Source organism: Aureimonas frigidaquae, assembly GCF_001463905.1.
Classification (GTDB): domain Bacteria; phylum Pseudomonadota; class Alphaproteobacteria; order Rhizobiales; family Rhizobiaceae; genus Aureimonas; species Aureimonas frigidaquae.
Genome location: NZ_BBWR01000007.1, coordinates 1 through 13,610, shown reverse-complemented (window position 1 = coordinate 13,610; position 13,610 = coordinate 1). Strand labels below are relative to the sequence as shown.

Annotated in this window: 12 protein-coding genes; 2 read left to right on the top strand and 10 right to left on the bottom strand. The window is 65.4% G+C overall.

What is annotated here, in order from left to right:
- Positions 1-97: 97 nt before the first annotated feature.
- On the bottom strand, positions 98-2,353 hold the full coding sequence (gene glgX / locus AUL30_RS07330; protein ID WP_062227367.1) for a glycogen debranching protein GlgX: 2,256 nt from the start codon (positions 2,351-2,353) through the stop codon (positions 98-100).
- A 223-nt stretch (positions 2,354-2,576) separates the two neighbouring features.
- On the opposite strand from glgX, the gene AUL30_RS07325 reads away from it, so the two are divergent.
- Positions 2,577-2,921, top strand: coding sequence for a RidA family protein (locus AUL30_RS07325; RefSeq protein WP_062227232.1), 345 nt, complete (start codon positions 2,577-2,579; stop codon positions 2,919-2,921).
- 61 nt (positions 2,922-2,982) lie between these two features.
- On the opposite strand, the gene AUL30_RS07320 is transcribed toward AUL30_RS07325, so the two are convergent.
- The 9 genes from AUL30_RS07320 to AUL30_RS07280 form a co-directional block, all read right to left on the bottom strand.
- The gene (locus AUL30_RS07320; RefSeq protein WP_062227231.1) at positions 2,983-4,023 is read right to left on the bottom strand and encodes a sulfate/molybdate ABC transporter ATP-binding protein; all 1,041 of its coding nucleotides are present in this window, start codon (positions 4,021-4,023) and stop codon (positions 2,983-2,985) included.
- Positions 4,024-4,034: 11 nt separating this feature from the next.
- Complete coding sequence (gene cysW / locus AUL30_RS07315) at positions 4,035-4,907, bottom strand: sulfate ABC transporter permease subunit CysW (RefSeq protein WP_062227230.1); 873 nt, start codon at positions 4,905-4,907, stop codon at positions 4,035-4,037.
- The gene (gene cysT, locus AUL30_RS07310) at positions 4,891-5,766 is read right to left on the bottom strand and encodes a sulfate ABC transporter permease subunit CysT (protein WP_062227229.1); all 876 of its coding nucleotides are present in this window, start codon (positions 5,764-5,766) and stop codon (positions 4,891-4,893) included. The genes cysW and cysT overlap by 17 nt, the downstream gene beginning before the upstream one ends.
- Positions 5,767-5,922: 156 nt before the next feature.
- Positions 5,923-6,951 (bottom strand): sulfate ABC transporter substrate-binding protein, encoded by a 1,029-nt coding sequence (locus tag AUL30_RS07305; RefSeq protein ID WP_083507746.1) that lies wholly within the window; start codon positions 6,949-6,951, stop codon positions 5,923-5,925.
- A gap of 180 nt (positions 6,952-7,131) precedes the next feature.
- Positions 7,132-8,562, bottom strand: coding sequence for an alkaline phosphatase D family protein (locus AUL30_RS07300; RefSeq protein ID WP_062227228.1), 1,431 nt, complete (start codon positions 8,560-8,562; stop codon positions 7,132-7,134).
- A 60-nt stretch (positions 8,563-8,622) separates the two neighbouring features.
- Positions 8,623-9,681: an ABC transporter ATP-binding protein gene (locus AUL30_RS07295; RefSeq protein ID WP_062227227.1), complete on the bottom strand. Its 1,059-nt coding sequence runs from the start codon at positions 9,679-9,681 to the stop codon at positions 8,623-8,625.
- Positions 9,678-10,520 (bottom strand): ABC transporter permease, encoded by an 843-nt coding sequence (locus AUL30_RS07290; RefSeq protein WP_062227226.1) that lies wholly within the window; start codon positions 10,518-10,520, stop codon positions 9,678-9,680. Before AUL30_RS07290 ends, AUL30_RS07295 begins: the two co-directional genes overlap by 4 nt.
- Positions 10,517-11,425: an ABC transporter permease gene (locus tag AUL30_RS07285; RefSeq protein ID WP_062227225.1), complete on the bottom strand. Its 909-nt coding sequence runs from the start codon at positions 11,423-11,425 to the stop codon at positions 10,517-10,519. The genes AUL30_RS07290 and AUL30_RS07285 overlap by 4 nt, the downstream gene beginning before the upstream one ends.
- A 103-nt stretch (positions 11,426-11,528) precedes the next feature.
- Positions 11,529-12,596, bottom strand: a complete 1,068-nt coding sequence (locus tag AUL30_RS07280; RefSeq protein ID WP_407638272.1) for an ABC transporter substrate-binding protein — start codon at positions 12,594-12,596, stop codon at positions 11,529-11,531.
- Between the two features lie 406 nt (positions 12,597-13,002).
- On the opposite strand from AUL30_RS07280, the gene AUL30_RS19680 reads away from it, so the two are divergent.
- Positions 13,003-13,323, top strand: coding sequence for a hypothetical protein (locus AUL30_RS19680; protein ID WP_210173819.1), 321 nt, complete (start codon positions 13,003-13,005; stop codon positions 13,321-13,323).
- Positions 13,324-13,610 lie beyond the last annotated feature (287 nt).

Below are 13,610 nucleotides of genomic sequence, written 5' to 3'. Positions count from 1 at the left end.
GGCTGACCCGACGACCGGGAGTAGACACAAGAAGAACGGGCAGGCATGCGCTCTGCGCATGCCTGCCCGCATTTCGGCACTTAGTAGGCGAAGCGTCTCAGCGACGCTCGGCCATGGCGAAGCGCACCCGCTCCTCGGCGGCCCGCAGGAACGCTTCCGACACATAGGTGAAGGACCGCTCCGCATCGCGCGTGTTCTCACCGCCCTCTTCCGGCTCCAGAAGGAAGACCAGGAAGGAACGGCCGGTCACCATGTATTCCGCCCCGAAGTCGAAGGACGGAAGATCGTCCATGTCGGGCTGGTTGGTGTCGATGACCGCCCGCCAGCAGACGCCGAGCGGCGCTTCCGGCAGCTTGAAGTTCACCACGTCGTCATGCGCATTCAGGATGATGAGCATGGTGGCGTCGGTGCCGGCCCGGCGCACGCCCTCCGATTGGGCCCGTCCGTCCAGGAGAACGCCGAAGCAGCGGGCACTCTCGTCGATCCAGTTGCCTTCCTCGAACTCGCTGCCCGCCGGGGTGATCCAGGCGACGTCCTTGACGCCCAGTTCCTCGTCATAGTCCCCATGCAGGAAGCGTCCGCGCCGCAGCATGGGAAGCGCCTGCCGCAGGCGGATCAGCTTCTGAACGAACTTGGCAAGGTCCCTGCCCTCGTCCGTGACGTCCCAGTCGATCCAGCCGATCTCGTTATCCTGCGCATAGGCGTTGTTGTTGCCGCCCTGCGTGCGGGCGAACTCGTCGCCCGCCAGGATCATCGGCGTCCCGCGGGAGAAGAGCAGCGTCGCAAAGAGATTGCGCAGCTGGCGGAAGCGCAGCGTGTTGATGTCCGGATCCTCGGTCGGCCCTTCTACCCCGTAATTGTAGGACAGGTTGTGCGAGTGACCATCGCGATTGTCTTCGCCATTGGCCTCATTGTGCTTGTCGTTGTAGCAGACGAGGTCGTGCAGCGTGAAACCGTCATGGGCGGTGATGAAGTTGACCGACGCCCACGGCTTGCGACCCCGATGATCGAAGATATCGGCCGAGGCGCTGATCTTGTTGGCGATCTTCGGCACCATGCCTTCATCGCCCCGCCAGTAGCCGCGCACCGTATCGCGGTAGCCGTCGTTCCACTCGGCCCAGCCGGGCGGGAAGCGACCGACCTGGTAGCCGCCGGGCCCGCAATCCCATGGCTCGGCGATCAGCTTGACCTGACTGAGCAGCGGGTCCTGCTGGCAGGCGTGCAGGAAGGAGGATTCCTCCGAGAAGCCGGTCGGCTCGCGCGCCAGAATGGTGGCGAGGTCGAAGCGGAACCCGTCCACGCGCATTTCGCCCGCCCAGTAGCGAAGGCTGTCCATGACCATCTGCATGACGCGCGGATGGCTGGTGTTCACCGTGTTCCCGGTGCCCGTATCGTTGATGTAGTAGCGGGCCTGGTCCGGCATGAGCCGGTAATAGGTCGAGTTGTCGATACCCTTGAAGGAGATCGTCGGCCCAAGCTCGTTGCCTTCGGCCGTGTGGTTGTAAACCACGTCCAGGATCACCTCGAGCCCGGCATGGTGGTAGGCCGACACGAATTCCTTGAACTCGTTGACGAAGGGGCTCGTCAGATAGCGCGGCGCCGGGGCGAAGAAGCCGAGCGTGTTATAGCCCCAGTAATTGTGCAGCCCCTTGTCGACCAGATAGCTGTCATCCAGGAAGGCGTGGATCGGCAGGAGCTCGACGGAGGTGACGCCGAGGCTTCGGATGTAGCGGATCACATCGGCATTCATCAGCCCGGCAAAGGTGCCCCTGTCGTGGTCGTTGACCGAGGGGTGCTGCTGCGTGAAGCCCTTGACGTGGGTCTCGTAGAAGATGGTCGATTCCCAGGGGATGCGCGGGCGCCGCTCGTCGCCCCAGGTGAAGGCGGGGTCGACCACGCGGGCCTTGGGCACGAAGCGGGCGCTGTCCCGATCGTCGAAGGACAGATCCGCGTCGTCGGAGCCGATCGTATAACCAAAGATCGCGTGGTCCCAGGTCAAGTCGCCCACATGGGCCTTGGCATAGGGGTCCAGCAGCAGCTTGTTGGGGTTGAATCGATGGCCGGCATCGGGCTCGTAGGGGCCATGGACGCGGTAACCATAGATCGTTCCGGGGCGCGCTTCGGGCAGGTAGCCGTGGAAGATCTCGTCCGTATATTCCGGCAGCTCGATGCGCTCGATCTCCGTTTCGCCATTGGCGTCGAAGAGGCAGAGCTCGACCTTGGTGGCCGTGGAGGAGAACAGCGCGAAATTCACGCCGATCCCGTCCCAGGTGGCCCCGAGGGGGTAGGGTCGGCCGGACTGGATCCGCGTCTTTCGGACGGCGGGTGCGGCGGGTTTCTTTTGCAGGGCGATGGAAGGCGGGGTACGAACGTTCACGGGCGTTCTCGGCTCTCGTCGTGGGAGACGAACTGAAAGCCCGGTCGAGCCCTTTTAGTTCCCGCGACCTGGCACTTAACCAAGCAACCGTCGCGCACCCCTGTGAGGCCCGTGGTTTCCTTCGGCGCGCGCCTCCTGTAAGCGACAGGATGCGGACCGGCCGATGCCGGTTTTCCCCTATCAGAGGAGCCTTCATTCGATGAGCATTCGCAGGATCGAGCCCGGCAAGCGCATGAGCATGGGCGTCGTGCACGGCAACACCGTCTACCTGGCCGGCCAGGTCGGCAATCCGGACGAGGACGTTGTGGGCCAGACCCGCACCATCCTGGCCGAGATCGACCGTCTTCTGGCGGAAGCGGGAACCGACAAGTCGCGGCTTCTCTACGTGCAGATCTGGCTCGCCGACATGAACGACTTCGCGGCCATGAACTCGGTCTGGGACGCCTGGGTCGATCCGGCGAACCCGCCAGCCCGCGCCACGGGCGAGGCACGCCTGGCGGCGCCGGCCTACAAGGTCGAGATCATCGTGACTGCGGCTCTGTAAAGCCACGCCATCTTGAGGCAGGGCGCCGCCGGTTCCGGCGCCCTGCCCGCACCGGTCAGCCTCAGGCTTTTGCGGCGGGATAGAGCGTCCAGCGAATGGGCCGGAGCGCCAGCTCCAAACCGGGGTCGGCGGTCACCTCGGCCGGCAGCTCGACTTCGAGGCGCCGGCGACTGTCTCCCGGAAGAGATATTTCAGCGAAGCGTGAACGCCCGGCGCGGCGCGACACGGCGATCGGTCCGCGTATGGGCCCATCGTCGCCCACGATTTCCAGATCGTGCGGGCGCATGTACATGTGCCACGATCCGTCCTGCTCGGTCGTTTCGCCGAGCACATGGCCGGCAAAGGCGATCTTGCCGTCCCGCACATCCACCGGCAGGATGTTGGACTGGCCGATGAAGGTGAAGACGAATGGGCTTGCCGGGCGGTCGTAGATATCGTCGCCCGAACCGACCTGCTCGATGCGGCCCTGGCTCATCACCACGACGCGATCGGCCAGTTCCACCGCTTCCTCCTGATCATGCGTGACGAAGACCGTCGTATGGCCCGTCTTGTCGTGCAGCTCCCGCAGCCAGCGGCGCAGATCCTTGCGCACGCGCGCATCGAGCGCACCGAAGGGCTCGTCCAGGAGCAGCATGCGCGGCTCGATGGCGAGCGCCCGCGCCAGCGCCACGCGCTGGCGCTGCCCGCCGGAAAGCTGCTGCGGATACCGGTCCGCCAGGCCCGAAAGCTGGACGAGGTCGAGGAGCTCCAGCGCCCGCTTGCGGATCTCTGCGCCGGCCGGCCGATCCCGCCCTTTGCGCACGCTGAGCCCGAAGCCGATATTGTCCGCCACACTCATGTGCTTGAACAGGGCGTAATGCTGGAAGACGAAGCCCACATTGCGCTCCTGGACGCTCTTGTGGGAGGCATCCTCGCTGCCGAACAGGATGCGCCCCTCCGTCGGCATTTCGAGCCCGGCGATCAGGCGCAGAAGCGTCGTCTTGCCGCTGCCCGACGGGCCCAGAAGCGCGATCAGCTCACCCGAACGGATATCGAGGTTGATATCGTTCAGCGCGTGGAAACCGTTGAATTGCTTATGGATGTGCTTGAGGTGAATATCCATCCTGCGACCCTTCAGTGTCCGTTGCGGCCCGATGCGGCGAGGTCGCCGGCATAGCGCCATTCAAGCAGCGTCTTCACGCCCAGCGTCACGAGCGCCAGGAGCGCCAGGAGCGTGGCGACGGCGAAGGCCGCCGAGAAGGCGTACTCGTTGTAGAGAATCTCGACATGCAGCGGCATGGTGTTGGTGAAGCCGCGAATGCGCCCGGAAATGACGGACACGGCGCCGAACTCACCCATGGCGCGCGCATTGCACAGGAGCACGCCATAGAGCAGCGCCCAGCGTATGTTGGGCAGTGTCACGCGGAAGAAGGTCTGCCACCCGCCTGCGCCGAGAGAGATCGCCGCTTCCTCGTCACCGATGCCCTGTTCCTGCATCAAGGGGATGAGCTCGCGCGCCACGAAGGGCAGCGTCACGAAGACCGTCGCCAGGACGATGCCCGGCAGCGCGAAGACGATCTGCAGCCCGAGCGGCTGGATCAGCGGCAGGAAGTAGCCCTGCGCACCGAAGAGGAGGATGAAGACGAAGCCCGCAATCACCGGAGAGACCGAGAAGGGCAGATCAATGAAGGTGATCAGGAGGCTCTTACCGGTAAACTCGAACTTGGCGATCGCCCAGGCCGCGGCCACCCCGAAGACGAGGTTGAGCGGAACGGAAATGGCGGCGACGAGCAGGGTCAGCTTCATGGCCGCCACTGCATCCGGCTCGGTGATGGCCTGCCAGTACATGGCAACGCCGTTGCGGAACGCTTCCACGAAGACGGCCACGAGCGGCAGGAACAGGAAGAAGCCCAGGAAGGCGAGTGCCGTCCCGATCAGCACCCATTTGACCACGGGGCTTTCGGTCGTCACGCCACGGTGGTGATCGGTCTCAGGCACCATGGCCATACCTCCTGCGGCTCCACGCCTGGATCAGGTTGATGACGAGCAGCATGGCGAAGGAGATCATCAGCATCAGCGCGGCGACGACCGTGGCCCCGCTGTAATCGAACTCCTCCAGCCGGATCACGATCAGCAGCGGCGCGATCTCCGAGACATAGGGAATGTTGCCGGCGATGAAGATGACGGAGCCATACTCCCCCACCGACCGCGCCAGCGCGAGCGCAAAGCCCGTCAGGAGGGCCGGCAGGACGGAGGGCAGGATGACGCGTCGCACGATCTGGCGGCGGTTGGCGCCCAATGTGGCAGCCGCCTGTTCGAGCTCGGCATCGAACTCTTCCAGCACCGGCTGCACGGTCCGCACGACGAAGGGAAGCGAGACGAAGGTCAGCGCCACCACGATGCCGAGCGGCGTATAGGCGATGCGCAGCCCGCCCGCCCCGAACAGCCCGCCCAGCACCGAGCCGGGCGCGAAAAGCTGGCCGACCCAGCCGTTCGGCGCGTAGAGCGCCGTCAATGCGATGCCGGCCACGGCGGTGGGCAGCGCAAAGGGAAGATCGATCACGGCATCGACCGCCCGCCGGCCGGGGAAACGGTAGCGCACCAGCACCCAGGCGATGAGAAAGCCGAACACGGCATTCAGGCACGCCGCGGCCAGCGACGCCCCGAAGGACAGGCGCAGTGCGCCCAGGACGCGCGGATCGCTCGCATGGGCGAAAAATTCGGAAGGGCCGATGCTGGCGCTGCGCAGCACCAGCGCCGACAGCGGCACCAGTACGACAAGCCCCAGATAGGCGAGCGTGAACCCCATGGCCAGGCCGAAACCGGGAATGACGCTCGGCTGCTTGAAGGCTTTTCGCCGCGTCATGGGCGCCCTTGTGACTGTTCGACCGGCGGCATCCGTGCGGATGCCCCGGCCGAGTTCTGTTTGAATCGTATCGTGCAAAGTGTGGCCCAAGACGCGTACGGATAAAAGGGGCGCGGTGCCCGGCCCGCCTTTGGCGGGCCGGCTTCGAGCGCCAGCTTACTGGGCCGGCTTGTAGATCTGGTCGAAGGTGCCGCCATCTCCGAAGTGCTCGGGCTGTGCCTTGGCCCAGCCGCCGAACTGCGCGTCGTCGATCGTCACGAGTTCCAGCTTGGGGAAGCGCTCGAGTTCGGCCTTGTCCGTCACCTTCTCAGGCTCGGCGGGGCGGTAGAAATGCTTGGCCGCGATGGTCTGGCCTTCCTGCGAGTAGAGATATTCCAGATAGGCCGTCGCCACGGCGCGTGTGCCCTTGGCGTCCACATTGCCGTCCACCACGGTCACCGGCGGCTCCGCCAGGATCGAGACGGAGGGCACGACGATCTCGAACTGATCCGGCCCGAGTTCCTCGAGCGCCAGGAAGGCCTCGTTTTCCCAGGCGAGCAGAACGTCGCCGATGCCGCGCTGGACGAAGGTCGTGGTGGAGCCGCGCGCGCCCGTGTCGAGCACCGGCACGTGGCGGTAGAGTTCGCCCACGAACTCCTTCGTCTTGGCCGCATCGTTGCCGAAGGTCTTGTTGGCATAGGCCCAGGCGGCCAGGTAATTCCAACGGGCGCCGCCGGAGGTCTTCGGATTGGGGGTGATGACCTGGACATCGTCCTTGACGAGATCGCCCCAGTCCTGGATCGCCTTCGGATTGCCCTTGCGGACCAGGAAGACGATCGTCGACGTGTAGGGCGCGGAATTGTGCGGCAGGCGCCCGCGCCAGTCGGCCGGGATCTTGCCGGTGGCGGCGGCGATGGCGTCGATATCGGCCTCCAGGGCCAGCGTCACGACATCGGCGTCGAGCCCGTCGATCACGGTCCGTGCCTGAGCGCCCGAGCCGCCATGCGACTGGCGGATGGCGACGGTGTCGTTCCCCTCCGCCGTCCAGTGCTTCAGGAAGGCCGCGTTGTAATCGCGATAGAGTTCGCGCGTCGGATCGTAGGACACGTTCAGGAGCACGCCCTGCGCGGCGGCCGGCACCAGCAGCGCGGCGGCAAGGCCGAGCTGCAGGCCGACGGTGCGGAGGCGGGAAGCGATACGGATCATGCGGTCATCCCCTCGAAAATCTATCAATCTAGTAGGGAATAATCCTTGCTCCTCGCGCACTGTCAATCGACCGGCAATAGAACGCAACAGCCGTTGCGGCCGGGCCGGCCAGCGCGAAACAGCCGCCCTGCGCAAGGTGCCGAACGTGGAATTCCAGCCTCAATCAGGACGGGGCGCGGCTCAGGCCGACAGCGGCAGAGGCGGCGTTCGCCCCGTCTCTTCCAGCTCCCACTCGGCGCTCCATGCGCCACCACGGCGCGTGACGACCAGGTAATTACGATCTGCAATATAGGGCATGCGCCGCCCCGGCAGCGGCAGGATGCGGATCGGCCGCCCGCGCAAGGGTGATTCTCCGAGCCGCGACAGCAAGCTCAAGGCCAAGGGAAAGGCCATTGGCGGCTTGGGATGGGTGATGCCGGAGGCCACGAGCTGATGCAGCGTCGTGCCGTCCTCAAGGCGCATTTCGGCGCGGGTTGCCAAATGGATCTCGCCCGAAATGACGACCAGCGGCCGGTGCCCGCTCACCGCTTCGCGCTCCAGCGCGCTCAGGAAGCGCCGCCACTCCTCGCGGTGGCCTCGGCTCTGCCACTGGTCGCGCAGGTCGTCCTCGTATTTCTGGGCCCGGGGCATCCGGTCCATCACGGCCTCGACGAGGCTGAGACGCGGGCCGAGCGCCGGCACGCTCGAGACAACGATCATCGCCTCGCCCTCCGGCGCCAAAGCCAGCGAACGCTCGAAGGCGGCCCAGCCTTCCGGCCCCATGACGCGGTCCGGCTGGCGCTCGCTGCGCAGATCCGGCAGGCTGATCGTCAGCCCGGGGAACCGCGCGGCATGGGCGAGGCTCCTGCCTGTCGGGTCGAGGCAGGTCTGCGGAAGCGCGTCGTCCGCGCCGCCGAGCTGGAACAGCACGAACATGCGCCGCGCGACGCGGAAGATCCCTTGCGCGATCGCACTCTCCTGCAGCGCCTGCGGGTGGCTGCCCCAGCCGTCGAAGATGTCGTGATCGTCCCAGATCATCAGCGAGGGCACCCGCGCGAAGAGGTGGGCCGCGGCCGGCTGTGTCAGCGTGTCCATGTAGCGCTGGAAAAACCAGGCGCTGACGGCCGCCTCCATCTGCGGCGTGAAGGGAAGATCCTGCCGCCGCCCGGGCTCCTGCGCGGCCCAGCGCGCCACGTCCGGATGGCTTTCCACCGCCTCGTCGGCATAGAGCTGATCGCCGCCATGCAGCATGAGGACGAAGGGCCGCTCCTCATGCTCCGCCTTGAGGCGCCGCCACATGACGTCGCGCCCGTCATGGCCGCGCGCGCCATCGCCATGCTCCTGCCCGTTGCAGGACACGAAGGCCAGCCGCAAATCGCCCGTCATGTCGGTGCGCACGGGATAGAAGGTGCCGTCCAGTGTGTAGCCGGCGCCGGGCCCGACAGGCAGGACCAGCTCCGCCGTCAGCACCGCATGGCCTTCCAGCGTGGCGGCACGGCGGAAGGTGACCGGCACACCACCGCATTCCAGTTCCGGCGCCATTGCCCCTTCGGCGGTCACGACGAGCAGAGTTGCCCTGGCGTCAGCCGCGTCCGCGCCGCGCGCGAAGAGAACCGGACCTGCAACGATCATGCCTTGCACCTGCCACCGTCAACCATGGGTCTGGCCCATGTCGGTAGCCACGCGCAAACTTCAAGGTGCCGGCTGCTGGATGACCCGGCCATCCTCGGGCGCGAACCACACTTCGACAGGCGCTCCCTGCGCCGGCGGCGGCACGGTCGGGTCGTTGAACATGTCGATCAGCGCGGTCCCCCCGGCCGTCGCCACGCGCAGCCGAACGACCGAGCCCAGGAAGGCGACCTGCTCGACCTTCCCGTCGAGCCGGCTCGTGCGGCGGTGCGACGGCGCCAGCGACAGGGCTTCCGGCCGCAGGGCCAGCGTGACCCTGGACCCTGCGGGCGCATCGAGGTCCGGAACGCGGATGGACTGCGCGCCGAGCGTCAGCGCGCCGTCCGGCCCGGCCTCGGCGTCCAGGAGGCTCAGATTGCCGACGAAGGATGCGACGAAGCGGCTGGATGGGCGGTTGTAGATTTCGAACGGCGTGCCGACCTGCTCGATCCGCCCTTCGCTCATCACGACGATCCGGTCAGACATGGACAGGGCCTCTTCCTGGTCATGCGTCACATAGATCGTGGTGATGCCGAGCTCCTGCTGCAGGGCCCGGATCTCGTCCCGCAGCGAAACGCGGATCTTGGCATCCAGCGCCGACAGCGGCTCGTCCAACAAAAGGACACGCGGGCGCACGGCGATGGCGCGTGCCAGCGCAACGCGCTGCTGCTGCCCGCCGGAGAGCTGATAGGGGTAGCGGTCGGCGACATGCGGCAGCTTGATCATGGCAAGCATCTCGCGCACCCGCGCGTCGATCTCGGCCCGCGGCTCGCCCGCCACCTTCAGCCCGAAGGCGACGTTTTCCGCGATGGTCAGGTTCGGAAACAGCGCATAGGACTGGAACACCATGCCGATCTGCCGGCGATTGGGCGGCAGCGGGCCGACATTCTCGCCGGCAATGTGGATCTGTCCGCTGTCGGGCGTTTCGAACCCGGCCACCATGCGCAGCGTGGTGGTCTTGCCGCAGCCCGAAGGCCCGAGGAAGGAGATGAACTCCCCGCGCTCGACCGACAGGTCGAAGCCATGGACGACAGGCGTCCCGCCATAGGTCTTGCGGACGCCCGACAGGGTCAGGAAGCTCATGGTTGCTCGGTCCTTTCGCGGCGGCGGAACAGGCGGCGCGGGGCGCGGGGCGCAGCACCCGCGATCCCGCCCTGGCGGCGTCCGCCCACGACGTTCAACATGGCCATCGATGCCCAGGTCACGGCGAAGGCGATCATGGCGAGCGCCGCCGGCTCATAGGCACGATTGGCGCCGACAAGTTGCAGATAGGGCCCGAAGGCCGGACGGTTCAGAAGGCTGGCGATGACGAATTCGCCGATGACGATGGCGAAGGTCAGGAAGGCGCCGGACAGGACGGCCGGGCGCACATTGGGCAGGATCACCCGCCACAGGACCGTCCCCCGCCGCGCGCCGAGGCTTTCGGCCGCTTCCGTCAGCGTTCGGATATCGATGGCGGCCATGCCCGTATCGACGGCGCGGTACATGTAGGGAAGCGACAGGACCACATAGCCGAAGATGAGCAGGATGTTGGTGCCCCAGATGCTGCCCGTGAAGGGCAGAAAGGAGGAAGAGTTGTAGAGGCGCAGATAGCCGAATACGATGACGATGGGCGGGATCACCAGCGGCAGGAGGGTGACGAACTCCACGACCGGACGCAGCCGCGGCAGCTTGAGCCGCACCCAATAGGCGGTCGGCACGACCAGAAGTGCTCCGAGCGCGATGGTGGACAGCGCGGCGATGACCGAGAAGCCGAATGTCTCCCGGAAACGCGGATCGGCAAAGACGACGCGGTAGGCCTCGAAGCTCCATTGCCCGCGCAGCATGGACAGGGAGAACTGGAAGGTCGCCACCAGCGGCAGCAGGAAATAGAGCGCGCCGATCAGGACGGCGATCCAGGGTCCGATCCGGCGGAACGTCATTTGAGCCACCTTTCGGCCCGCGTGCGCAGCCAGATATAGAGGATGTTCGAGCAGCCGGTCACGAGGATCATTCCGACCGCTAGGGCATAGCCCAGATTGGGATTGTACAGGACGTCCCCGCGGATCTGCGCATAGAGCAGGATAGGCACGATGTTGAGCGAGGAGCCCGTCAGCGCATAGGCCGTGGCGATGGCCCCGAAGGCATTGGCAAAGAGCAGGAGGAAGCAGCCGAGCAGGCTCGGCGCCAGGACCGGCAGCACCACCATGCGCCAATATTGCCAGCGCGAGGCACCCAGAATCGATGCAGCCTCACGCCACTCTTTCTTCAAGCCGTCCAGCGCCGGGGCGATGATGAGCACCATCAACGGGATCTGGAAGTAGAGATAGGTGATCGTCAGGCCCCAAAAGGACAGGAGGTTGAAGCCCAACCGGTAGATGTTGACGCCGAAGGCCTCGTTCAGAAAAACGGTGACGAGGCCGATCCGCCCCAGCGTCGCCAAAAAGGCGAAGGCCAGTGGAATGCCGGCGAAGTTCGAGGCGACGCCGGAAAAGGTCGTCACCGTCGGACGCACCCAGCGCGGCAGATTGCCGTGCACGATGGCATAGGCCAGGAAAAAACCGATCAGCGCGCCGAAGGCCGCGGAGGCCAGGCTGATGCGAATGGAAATCCAGTAGGCCGCCATGATCTGCGGCTGCAGGAGCCCGATCATGTTCTGCAGCGTGAAGTTGCCTTGCGGATCCTGGAAGGCGCCGACCGCCAGGTAGAGCGTCGGGCCGATCAGGAACAGAAGCGCGAACAGAAAGAAGGGAATGACGCCCAGGAGCGCCAGCGAAGGCCTGCGCGCCACAGCGCCTGCAGCAATGCCGGACGCCGGGGCAAGGTCGGCTGGTTGGCTCGAGGACATCCGATCCCTTTTCCTTCAGGACAAACGACAGGCAGGACGAAACGACCGCGCGGGACAGGATGACGGGGCGGGCGCTCGGCCCGCCCCCTCGATCGATCCGGCCTTACTGGACGTTGGCGCCCACGACCTGGTCCCACTGCGCCGTGATGATGGCCTTGGCCTCGTCCTGCTCGGCGACGCTCGGGAACTTCGCCTTGGAATAGGCCTCGGCCGGCGGCAGACGGTCCAGCATCTCCTGCGGAATCTTCCCGGCCTCGGCCATGGCGTTGAAGCGGATCGGGTGGCAATAGCCCTTCAGCCAGCCGAGCTGCCCGGCATCGGAATAGAGATACTCCATCCACAGCTTCGCAGCGTTGGGGTGCGGCGCGAAGGCGCTGATGGCCTGCACGTAGACGCCGGCCACGACGCCGGTCTGCGGCACGATGACCTCGACTTCCGGATTGCCCGCCAGCGTATCGCGCCCGGACAGGGCGTTATAGTCCCAGCGGATCATGATGGGCGTCGTGCCCTGCGCCAGCGAGGCCGGCTTGCCGATGACCGGCACGAAATTGCCGGCGGCGTTCAGCTCCTTGAAGAACTGCAGCCCGGCCTCGGCGATCTCGCTCGGCGAGCCGTCCGGCTTGCGTGACAGACCGGCCGCATAGACGGCCTGGATGGCCTGCGCCGACACGCGCGGATCACCCGCCAGGGCGACCGAATTGGCATAGTCTGGCTTCAGGAGGTCTTCCCAGTCGGCCGGAGGGGTCTCGACGATGTCCTTGTTCACCTCAAACGACAGGACGCCGTAATAGTCGCCGTACCAGTAGCCATCGGCATCCTTGGTGTCGGCGGGGATTTCGTCCCAGGTGGCGACCTTATGCGGCTGCAGAAGGCCCTCTTTCTTCGCGGCTGGGCCGAAGGACAGGCCCACATCCAGGACGTCCGGCGCCTGCGGGCCGGTATTGCCCTTATTGGCCTTGACCGCCTCGATCTCGTCCGCCGAACCGGCATCCGGGTTCAGCTCGTTGACGGTGATGCCGTACTTGTCCTTGAAGCCGGCAATCACTTCGCCGTAATTGCACCAGTCGTGCGGCAGGGCGATCGTGGTGAGCTGCCCTTCCTGCTTGGCGGCGGCGACGAGCGCCTCCATCGAAGCATCCTGCGCCTGCGCGGCACCGGCCGAGATGGCCATGAGCGCGACCATCGATATCGAACGTTTCAGAATCGTCTTCACCCGTTTTCCCCTCGCCCCGTTGCGCAAGGCCCCTGCCCGCGCCGACCGTTGAACGCGCCGCGTGTTTAGGCTGCCCCCATGACACTCGCGTGACGGTTGAATGTCCTTTCAACCGCGCCGCTTCAGGGGTCAGAGAAGCTTGTTCCCAATTTCTGTGCAAGCGAAAAAGATTGGCACGGCCGGTTTGGATGAATGACGATCGTCTTCGCATCGTCGATGCTCGTACCCCGCAGTGGTTTGGACGTCTTGACCCGTTCTTCTGGAGCGGACCGGCTTGGGCCGGGATCAAATTTGCAACTGGCCGGATTGCCGAAACTGACTTCTGAAGCCGGCTGCGGCAGTGCTTCCTGAGAACAAGTGATCTATGAGCGCATCGAATCCAACGCGAGCGCCAACGCTGATGACTGAAGAAGCAACCCCATTACAGCTACCGTCAGAGGGCGATGGGCCCATAACCCGGCAGAGCAGGACGAAAGCTCGCCAGCAAAACGAACGGATCAAGCTTGCTTCTTCAGTTTGCAACAGCATCGCGCTGGCGATCTTCGCATTGGTAGCCTTAAGGCTCCTTCTTGACCCGACAGCGCAACCGCCAGGTCGCTACGTCATTGTCATGGCAGTAGGCATCGTAGTGGCATTGGAAGCGGTCGCGTTCTATATTCTAGGTCTATTGAAGGCGGAGAGCTGAAATGCCCAACATGGACCCGCTGATTTGGATTTCGTTGTTCGGCTTAGGCATAGGCGCGGCAGCGTTGGCGTTTGCCGAGATTTCGAGCCGTCGCTATGACCGTAAGTATGGTAGCCGCAAAGGCTGAAGCGCCACTCGAAAAACCAGCCCAGACTTCAACAAAAGGGGGGCGCCGGTCGACGGCGCCCCCCTTTTTCCGTTTGTACGCCGGCCTGTGGCCGCGCCGTCATTCCTTGCCGGCGCTGTGCCGGCTCTTGATCAGGCTGGCGACGGTGGTGACGACCAGG

What these genes read in the sequence shown, in the direction of transcription:
- AUL30_RS07300 (WP_062227228.1), bottom strand. Translation starts at nt 8,562, where the DNA reads ATGATCGTTGCAGGTCCGGTTCTCTTCGCGCGCGGCGCGGACGCGGCT.
- AUL30_RS07295 (WP_062227227.1), bottom strand. Translation starts at nt 9,681, where the DNA reads ATGAGCTTCCTGACCCTGTCGGGCGTCCGCAAGACCTATGGCGGGACG.
- AUL30_RS07285 (WP_062227225.1), bottom strand. Translation starts at nt 11,425, where the DNA reads ATGTCCTCGAGCCAACCAGCCGACCTTGCCCCGGCGTCCGGCATTGCT.
- AUL30_RS07325 (WP_062227232.1), top strand. Translation starts at nt 2,577, where the DNA reads ATGAGCATTCGCAGGATCGAGCCCGGCAAGCGCATGAGCATGGGCGTC.
- AUL30_RS07280 (WP_407638272.1), bottom strand. Translation starts at nt 12,596, where the DNA reads ATGGCCATCTCGGCCGGTGCCGCGCAGGCGCAGGATGCTTCGATGGAG.
- cysW (WP_062227230.1), bottom strand. Translation starts at nt 4,907, where the DNA reads ATGGCCATGGTGCCTGAGACCGATCACCACCGTGGCGTGACGACCGAA.
- AUL30_RS07320 (WP_062227231.1), bottom strand. Translation starts at nt 4,023, where the DNA reads ATGGATATTCACCTCAAGCACATCCATAAGCAATTCAACGGTTTCCAC.
- cysT (WP_062227229.1), bottom strand. Translation starts at nt 5,766, where the DNA reads ATGACGCGGCGAAAAGCCTTCAAGCAGCCGAGCGTCATTCCCGGTTTC.
- AUL30_RS07290 (WP_062227226.1), bottom strand. Translation starts at nt 10,520, where the DNA reads ATGACGTTCCGCCGGATCGGACCCTGGATCGCCGTCCTGATCGGCGCG.
- AUL30_RS07305 (WP_083507746.1), bottom strand. Translation starts at nt 6,951, where the DNA reads ATGATCCGTATCGCTTCCCGCCTCCGCACCGTCGGCCTGCAGCTCGGC.
- AUL30_RS19680 (WP_210173819.1), top strand. Translation starts at nt 13,003, where the DNA reads ATGAGCGCATCGAATCCAACGCGAGCGCCAACGCTGATGACTGAAGAA.